The organism is Okeania sp., from assembly GCF_035285525.1.
GTDB lineage: Bacteria > Cyanobacteriota > Cyanobacteriia > Cyanobacteriales > Microcoleaceae > Trichodesmium.
The window spans coordinates 1-8,483 of the sequence record NZ_JAYKGW010000068.1 but is presented as its reverse complement, the minus strand read 5'-3'; the positions used below and the strand labels follow the sequence as shown (position 1 = coordinate 8,483).

At 34.4% G+C, this 8,483-nt stretch carries 8 protein-coding genes and 1 pseudogene; 4 read left to right on the top strand and 5 right to left on the bottom strand.

Going from position 1 to position 8,483, the window contains the following annotated elements:
- A pseudogene (locus VKJ25_RS24495) lies at positions 1-367 on the bottom strand (hypothetical protein); the annotation flags it as partial.
- On the opposite strand from VKJ25_RS24495, the gene VKJ25_RS24490 reads away from it, so the two are divergent.
- From VKJ25_RS24490 to VKJ25_RS06990, 4 genes are all read left to right on the top strand, one after another.
- Complete coding sequence (locus tag VKJ25_RS24490) at positions 345-659, top strand: Rho termination factor (RefSeq protein WP_483143736.1); 315 nt, start codon at positions 345-347, stop codon at positions 657-659. The pseudogene VKJ25_RS24495 and the gene VKJ25_RS24490 sit on opposite strands and share 23 nt — an antisense overlap.
- A gap of 462 nt (positions 660-1,121) precedes the next feature.
- Complete coding sequence (locus VKJ25_RS07000) at positions 1,122-1,685, top strand: type III secretion system chaperone (protein WP_324235906.1); 564 nt, start codon at positions 1,122-1,124, stop codon at positions 1,683-1,685.
- Between the two features lie 431 nt (positions 1,686-2,116).
- Positions 2,117-2,497: a C6orf136 family protein gene (locus VKJ25_RS06995; RefSeq protein ID WP_324235905.1), complete on the top strand. Its 381-nt coding sequence runs from the start codon at positions 2,117-2,119 to the stop codon at positions 2,495-2,497.
- Positions 2,498-2,813: 316 nt separating this feature from the next.
- Positions 2,814-4,001 (top strand): TRC40/GET3/ArsA family transport-energizing ATPase, encoded by a 1,188-nt coding sequence (locus VKJ25_RS06990; RefSeq protein ID WP_324235904.1) that lies wholly within the window; start codon positions 2,814-2,816, stop codon positions 3,999-4,001.
- Between the two features lie 412 nt (positions 4,002-4,413).
- On the opposite strand, the gene VKJ25_RS06985 is transcribed toward VKJ25_RS06990, so the two are convergent.
- The 4 genes from VKJ25_RS06985 to VKJ25_RS06970 form a co-directional block, all read right to left on the bottom strand.
- A complete protein-coding gene (locus VKJ25_RS06985) occupies positions 4,414-5,715 on the bottom strand; it encodes a tetratricopeptide repeat protein (RefSeq protein ID WP_324235903.1) in 1,302 nt (433 codons plus the stop codon).
- Between the two features lie 229 nt (positions 5,716-5,944).
- A complete protein-coding gene (locus VKJ25_RS06980) occupies positions 5,945-7,261 on the bottom strand; it encodes an ATP-binding protein (RefSeq protein ID WP_324235902.1) in 1,317 nt (438 codons plus the stop codon).
- A 342-nt stretch (positions 7,262-7,603) separates the two neighbouring features.
- Entirely contained in the window at positions 7,604-8,125 is a 522-nt protein-coding gene (locus tag VKJ25_RS06975; RefSeq protein WP_324235901.1) for a Ycf51 family protein, read from the bottom strand.
- Between the two features lie 230 nt (positions 8,126-8,355).
- A partial coding sequence (locus VKJ25_RS06970) for a transposase (RefSeq protein WP_324235907.1) occupies positions 8,356-8,483 on the bottom strand: 128 nt, incomplete at its 5' end.

The following is an 8,483-nucleotide window of genomic DNA, read 5'->3' as shown; positions in this document are numbered from 1 at the left end:
GGTTAACTGCTTCTGGTATGGGTTTAACAACTTCTGGTATGGGTATCGGAATGTCAGGTGTAGGTTTAACAACTTCTGGAATAGGTTTAACTGCTTCTGGTATGGGTATCGGAATGTCAGGTGTAGGTTTAACAACTTCTGGTATGGGTTTAACTGCTTCTGGTATGGGTATGAGTATGTCCGGTATGGGTTTAACTGCTTCCGGTATGGGTATGAGTATGTCCGGTATGGGTTTAACTGCTTCCGGTATGGGTATGAATATGTCAGGTATTGGTTTAACCACTTCCGGTATGGGCATGAATATGTCTGGTATTGGTTTAACCACTTCCGGTATGGGCATGAATATGTCTGGTGTTGCTGCCTCCATGCCACCAGTTCGTCCCCGCAAGTTCTGGTTAGTTGCTGATGCTGAACTTATTATCCACGGTGCAACTGAACCTGATGCCACTGTTACCATCGGTGGACGACCTATTAAATTGAATCCTGATGGTACATTCCGGTTCCAAATGGCTTTCCCTGATGGTTTGATTGATTATCCAATCATGGCAGTAGCAGTTGATGGTGAACAAAACCGCTCTATTCACATGAAGTTTAATCGTGAAACTCCAGATCGTCGTACTAATACTAAAGAAGAAGCTGTTCTCGAATGGATGGGCTAAAAATTTAGTGGTTTATTAGTTCAATAAAGAAGTAGCGATCGCTTCGGTGTAGCGTTATTTCTAACTTCTATTAGGTAAAAAACCCCCGGTTAAAATCTGGGGGTTTATCATTAGACATCTCCAGAAAAGAGGGAGTAGGGAGTAGGGGGAAAGAATAGATGATTTTTGTACGATAATTGATTTAATTTTTTATTTCTGGAAATGTCTATTAGATCAGAATTAAATGTGTCTAGCATCTTGCTCGCGACAGGTATACCTCACTGAAGTATGATCCACTTTAATAAGAGGTAATTATTAATTGTTAATTATAGAAATTGAAGCAAAAGTTAGGACATTTCTAAATTCTGTTTGTGGAGCATTTCCCTATACGAAGAACCCTTTGATAGTCTCCTGTTTCCAGTTAAGTGTTCCCTGTTCGCTATTCCCTAGGGCGTAGCGCTATATTAATTAAACTTATATACTATGAATTTATTAGAAATTACTCAAACACTACAAAATATATTTGGAGCATCTATTCAAACTCTATCACCTAATTCATGGCAAATAGAAACGGATAAGTTTCGACTTTTAATTCTTATCTCAGATGACAAAAGTTGGTTGAGAATATTAATACCAATTGCTCCTAAAGAAGATGCTCAACCTTTTTTTGAAAAGTTACTTGAAGCTAATTTTGATGTTACTTTAGAAACTCGTTATGCTATCTATGAAAATGTTCTTTGGGGAGTATTTCAGTATAATTTTTATACATTAACAGTGGCAGATTTTAGAGAGGCTATTCAAAGATTACTTGATTTAAAAGAGCAAGGTATATCTGGTTATTTTAATGAAGTAATAGAAAATCAAATTCGTCAAGTAATTAAGGCAGCAAAACTCCAAGGACAAACTTTAGAAGCAACTATGCAAACTTTAGAACGTTTTTATGCAGAAGGTTTAATGGGAGAAATAGATATGAATTTAGAATATCGGGAAAAAACTTTGTCAGCTTGGCGTTATCAGTTAGAGCGTTTATGGTATGAAGATAATTAATAATTGATAATTGATAATTACCTGTAATTAAAACCTTTGTAACACAGCCTAGAAGGCTGTCATACCTTTTGTAAGTCTTTCCAATTATTAGTTAAAATATAGCAATCTTTAATAGGTTTTAATATTTTATCGTAGGGGTTTGGAGACAAAATCCCTACAGTTTTTTTCTCTTGAATAATAGATAATGGATAATTACCTTGGGTTAAAACCTTACTTGATCAAAGCAAGTTAAATCTTTTCAGTTATTAGTTAAAAATATAGCAATCTTTAATAGGTTTTAATATTTTATCGTAGGGGTTTGGAGACAAAATCCTTTGCGCTTGGGTTTGGAGACTAAATCCCTACAGTTTTTTCTCTGGAATGATTTATTATGGCTATATATTTTCAGATTTGAAATTGAATAAAGAACAAAACAATCAGCAATAAATTAAATGGATATTATTTCAATACTTAAGCAAGATTATCAAAAATTTCCTATCGATCAAACTTATAGTATTTACGCAGAAAATGTTGATTTTGAAGACCCATTAAATAAATTTAAAGGGATAGCTCGTTATCAAAAAATGATTGGTTTTATGAATAATTGGTTTAATGATATTCAACTTGATTTACACGATATTAGTCAATCGGAAAATGTAATTAAAACCCGTTGGACACTTAGTTGGACAGCTCCTACTCCCTGGAAACCTCGAATGGCAATACCAGGTTGGAGCGAATTGAAACTTAATGCGGATGGACTGATTAACAGTCATATTGACTATTGGGATATCTCGCGACTGGATGTTTTGAAACAGCTTTTTCAAATTAGGTAGTGCCGTGTCTAGACCAAAATTGTGGGTATTTGAGTCAGGTCTAGAAGACCTCTCCCCCAACCCCTCTCCTACAAGGAGAGGGGAGTCTTTCTCCCCCTTCCCTGGGAGGGAAGGGGGTTGGGGGGTTAGGTTTTTCACCTGCATTATCAAGCGTAAATAGTTCTCAGTTTAATTTTTTACAACTACTATATATTATTGACAAAAATACATAATTGTGATATTGAAAAATCTCCTTAATGCCACGACATTCTGGAAAAGTCAAAAACTGCTAAAGTTTAAGATATGTAAAAATTTTTCACAAAAGGTTAAATAATCAATGCGCGTAATATTAATGACGGGAAAAGGTGGGGTTGGCAAAACATCGGTAGCGGCCTCAACGGGACTACGTTGTGCGGAGTTAGGCCATAAAACTTTGGTTCTCAGCACCGATCCAGCTCACTCTTTAGCAGATAGCTTTGATATGGAAATGAGTCACGAACCTCGGAAGGTTAGGGAAAATCTTTGGGGTGCGGAGTTGGATGCTTTGATGGAACTTGAGGGAAACTGGGGAGCTGTGAAGCGTTATATTACTCAAGTTTTGCAGGCGCGGGGTTTGGATGGTGTCCAAGCTGAGGAGTTGGCTATTTTGCCGGGAATGGATGAAATTTTTGGTCTGGTGCGGATGAAGCGGCACTATGATGAGGGGGAATATGATGTTTTAATTATTGATTCTGCTCCGACAGGTACTGCTTTACGACTTTTGAGTTTGCCGGAAGTAGGGGGTTGGTATATGAGGAAGTTTTATAAACCTTTGCAGGGAATGTCGGTTGCTTTGAGACCTCTTTTTGAGCCTATTTTTAAACCTATTACTGGTTTTTCTTTGCCTGATAAAGAAGTCATGGATGCTCCTTATGAATTTTATGAACAAATAGAGGCTTTGGAAAAGGTTTTGACTGATAATACTAAGACTTCTGTGCGGTTAGTTACTAATCCTGAGAAGATGGTTATTAAGGAGTCTTTAAGGGCTCATGCTTATTTAAGTTTATATAATGTTTCTACAGATTTAGTAGTTGCTAATAGAATTATTCCTGATTCTGTAACCGATCCTTTCTTTCAAAAATGGAAGGAAAATCAACAGCAATATCGGCAAGAAATTCACGATAATTTTAGACCTTTACCTGTGAAGGAAGTGCCTCTTTATTCTGAGGAAATGTGTGGTTTGGCTGCTTTGGAAAGATTGAAGGAAACTCTTTATGGAGATGAGGATCCTAGTCAGGTTTATTATAAGGAAAATACTGTTAAGGTGGTGCAGGAGAAGGGTAATTATAATTTGCAGTTATATTTGCCTGGTATTCCGAAGGAGAAAATTCAACTGAATAAAACTGGGGATGAATTGAATATTAGAATTGGTAATCATCGTCGGAATTTGGTTTTGCCTCAAGCTTTAGCAGCGTTGCAACCTGCGGGGGCGAAAATGGAGGATGATTATTTGAAGATTAGGTTTGCTGAAGTGGCAAAAGTTTAGGTTATATTATGTCCGGAATAGTTAAATTTTTGAGTAAGGAAGGCAGAAGGCAGAAGGCAGAAGGCAGAAGGAAAAGAAAGGTTTAAAGGGAAAAGTTTTTTGAGAACTTATTATCCGGACATGATATTAGTTTTGTTTGGTGCATCTCAATTTTGCAGGAAGTTAAAAGTTATAAATTTTTAGCAAATGGGGAATGGGAAATGGGGAATATAAAAAAGGTATTTTTGTAAATACTTGAGATGCACCTTTCAAGAATTAGTATTAGATAATCAGGCTTTTATCTGAGGATTTTCTAAGCTCATAGGGATTATGCTACGGATAGCTCACAGGGATTATGCCACGGATACACGGATTAATTTGTTAGTCTTATTCTGTGCTGAGTGCTTCAGAAAATAAACTGACTATTTCTATTCTATATATGCAATAAAAGTAAGGCTTTTATCTGAGGGTTTTCTAATAACTTTGCTGTATCTGATAATAGTTTTTTGCCCCAAAGTTCTTTTTTGAGACGCTGTAAGTTTCCCCAACTTTTATCTAATTTTAATGCTGCTTTAGCTATTGTTAAACCTTCTGAAATTTCACCTTTGTTATAGAGGGCAACTCCTATTGCTAATTTAGGTTCTACAAATTGGTTATTAATTTTAAGCGCTGCTTGCCAATGTTCTATTGCTTCATCTATTTTTCCTATTTCATATTTAATTAAGCCAAGATTACTAATAGAACCTTCATTGTCTGGTTTAATATCTAGAGACTTTTTATATGCAACTATTGCTTGTTGATAAAATTTTAACTGTAGGAAAGCAACACCTTTATGAAACCAAGCTTGGTCATCATCTGGTTTAATTTCTAAAGCTTTATCATAAGCAGAAATCGCCTGTTCATGTCTTCCTAAATTTTTCAGAGCAATGCCTTTATTGTACCAAGCTTGGTCATTTTCTGGTTTAAATTCTAAAGCTTTATCATAAGCAGAAATCGCTTCTAAATATTTCCCGATATTGCTGTTTAATCTACCTTCCTCAATTAATAAATCTACCTTTCTTTCCAGAGTTTGATGATCCTCATCAATTAAACTTTGAATTTCAATTAATTCTTTCTTATATTCTTGAGGCGTGAGGTTTTCATAATCTTCTTTTTTTAATCTTTTGAAATAAGCCTGCAAAGTTTCATGCTCTAAATTTTCCTTATCCATAGGAAAACGAAATAACCCAGAACGCCAATCAAAAAAATCTGGGGCACGTTTAATCAGATAATCTACAGCAAACTTAGGTAACAAAAACACAAAGCAAATATCAAAATCATCCCTAAATCTTTCTCGCTGCTGATTCAAATTAACTAAAACTGGAGGAACTCCTCTATTACTAATAGAAATAATCTCATTATCATCCCAACCTCTCTCTTTCATTTCATCCTCATATTGATACAGAGAATATTCCAAACCAGTCACAAATAAAATATCAATTTTTTTCAGATTAGAAAATTCTTTGACTCGATTGTAAAAATTATAAATAGTCTTATCTAAAGGCAAAACTTCCGCTTTTTCTTCAGGAATATCCAGGCGAACTTTCTCCATAATTTTTGTTCCCTGTACTGGGGAACATTCCACAAACAATAAACAAAAACCTTCACTAAATCTAATATTCTCTACTAAAGCTTCATATTCCTCTGCAAATGTTAATAATAAATCCTCTTCCGAAACAATTTTTTCTCCCTTCATTAAACTAATTCCTGAAACTTTTGTACTGCTCTAATCAATGGGTGAACATCATACCAAATTTGCTTTTTTTCCTCTTCATCAAAGTGTAATAAGTATATACTTTGTCTAGACTAAAATTGTGGGTAAAACCTAACCCCCTAACCCCCTTCCCTGCAAGGGAAGGGGGAAAATTTCTCCCCTCTCCTTGCAGGAGAGGGGTTGGGGGAGAGGTCTTCGCTTATTTCTCCCTTCATTGCAGTAACTCCTGAAACTTTTGTACACCTCTAATCAATGGGTGAACATCATACCAAACTTGCTTTTCTCTCTCTTCATCAAAGTAAACATATTCTAGCAAACAACGATTAAATAATAAATTACGGTACTGTTGATTATTTAACTTTTTTTTAGAACGAAAAACATCTACCAATACTTGCCATTCCTCTTCTTGAATAGACCTTATATAAGAAAGTCTAGCTTCCGTAATTGCTCTTTGTACAACTCTAGCAGTAATAGGTAATTTACCTCCAGCACGTTTAATTACACTTTGCATTAAAAACATTAAATCCCGAACATGACCTCCACTTACTAAGCAAACTTTATCCAAAACTTCTCGACTTTCAAATAACTCTGTTTCTAAACATAAATTTGGTTTAATTTCCTGAACCCTTTTATCAATAATTTTCCTCATTTTAGCAACTCCTGATTCATAAGTTTCTCCCTCGGGAGTTGCCACCATAATCATTGGTAAAACTTGATAATCATCATATTCAGCTTTCATATTAAGAGCATGATTAGAATAAATCATAGAAATAGGAATTGTATAAATCGTATGGCAATCTAATCCTTTTAATTGGGCACTACGGTCGATAAAAATTTCATCGTGATTAGTACGTTCTTCTGACTGATAAATTGGTACAATCCGGTCTAAGTTGTCAGCAATTACTACTAATTGGGAATATGAACTAAGTTTCTTTTTCCCTTCACTAATAAAACTATTTAAAGCTGATATTAAACTCTCCGTATTAGGATTAACTTTATCTCTAATTTTTTTTCTTAAACTAGGTTCAGCTCTAATATGTGCCGTAAGTTTTGCATATTGACTAATTTGTGATTCAATATCTAAATTTTTAAAAGATATTTCTGTATTTGCTAAATCTTTTAAATCTGACCACCGTGCATTTAACCAATCTAATAATGGTTCAGGATTAGCTTGTTTCAGATGTTCTAATAAATGTCTGGTACAAGCCAACAAAATATCAGAATATTCCGTATCTTCCGGATTAATATCCTTTTCATCGGCAGCGAAATAAACAACAAAATATCCATGATCTTCCAGGTGTTTTTTAAGTCGTAAAAGTTCAGTTGATTTACCCGCACCTCGATGTCCGGCATAAAGTTGACAAGTATTGTTATCAGATAATTTAATATTCTCTGCTAAATCTGTAATAACATCTCCATCTCCTCTAACATCCTGACAATTAACATATACTGAACTGCCAGGTTTTAAAGGTTCAGAAGGTTTAAAAGCATTGAATAATCTTTTCAATAAATCTCTTTGATTTGTCATTTATTAAACATTCTCCTTTTTTTTATAGATGTAGGTTGGGGTGAGGAACGAAACCCAACATTAGAGTAGTATTGACACATATAAAATGGTGGCTTACGACAGATTGTTAAATATCTTTCATAGTCTAAATTTTTACTGCATAACACACCTTACTAGATTACTTTTTTTATCTGATATTATAACCATTATTCACTTTAGTAGTAGACTGATAAAGCTAAAAGTATAGGTTGAATTAAATGGAGTGAAACAAACAAAATATTTGTTGGGTTTCATACCTCAACCCAACCTACACTTATTGCTAAATCTAATAACAATAAAGCTTTTATAGGCAAGATGTCTGTGCTACATTTGAGTCTGATAATTTTCTAACTTTGCTAAAGTTTCTGGAAATATTTTCAACTCTATATTTTCATCTTCTCGTTGAAACAAAGAACGTTTAACTTGTCCTAAATAAAGAGGTTCAGAAACACCTATTTCTGGATGAATAATTGTTCTAACTCTAATCGTTAATTTATCCTCTCCACCTAAACGGCCTGATGAAAATAAATCTCCTGCTGCTTGTTCCATAGTTGCGGTTAATTCTGATTCGGAAATAGTTGGAGAAACAGCTATTACAGTTTTAGTTCCACCATTATCATAAACTAATGTATATGGAACCGAACCTGGAATTTCTACCCGGTTAAATAATCCTAAACTTAAACCAAATAAACCAGCAGTTAGCACTCCCATAAAACCTGTTACTCCCACTAATCTAAATCTAAATCCCCATTTCAAAATAAAGCCAATAATTGCCAAAATCAAAAATCCAATTGTAGCAATACCAAACCATTTAGTAGCGATAAGTAATTCTGTAGTAGATAACATTTTATCCTTAATAATTGTTTAGATTAACTTTTTAATTTTATAGTAATGTAGTAGATTGTTTCATCTTAAAATGGTGCAATACGAAGTTGGCCTGAGATTGCTTTCGGTCCGGAATGCTACGCAAACACATTCCTTCGCAATAACAAATATAGTCATTCTGAATAAGAGTGGGACACACTCGAAGCGCAATAATCTCTAATAACATCATCAATGGATTTGTCTTTTCCTTCTTACATTCTTTTCTTCTTTAATGCACCAAAGTCCTGTTCTATATCATTTAAATCTGGAGAGTATTTAGGGAGAAATATAACTTCATGTCCTTGCCCATTAACTAATTCCTTAATTAGTGTTTTTCGAT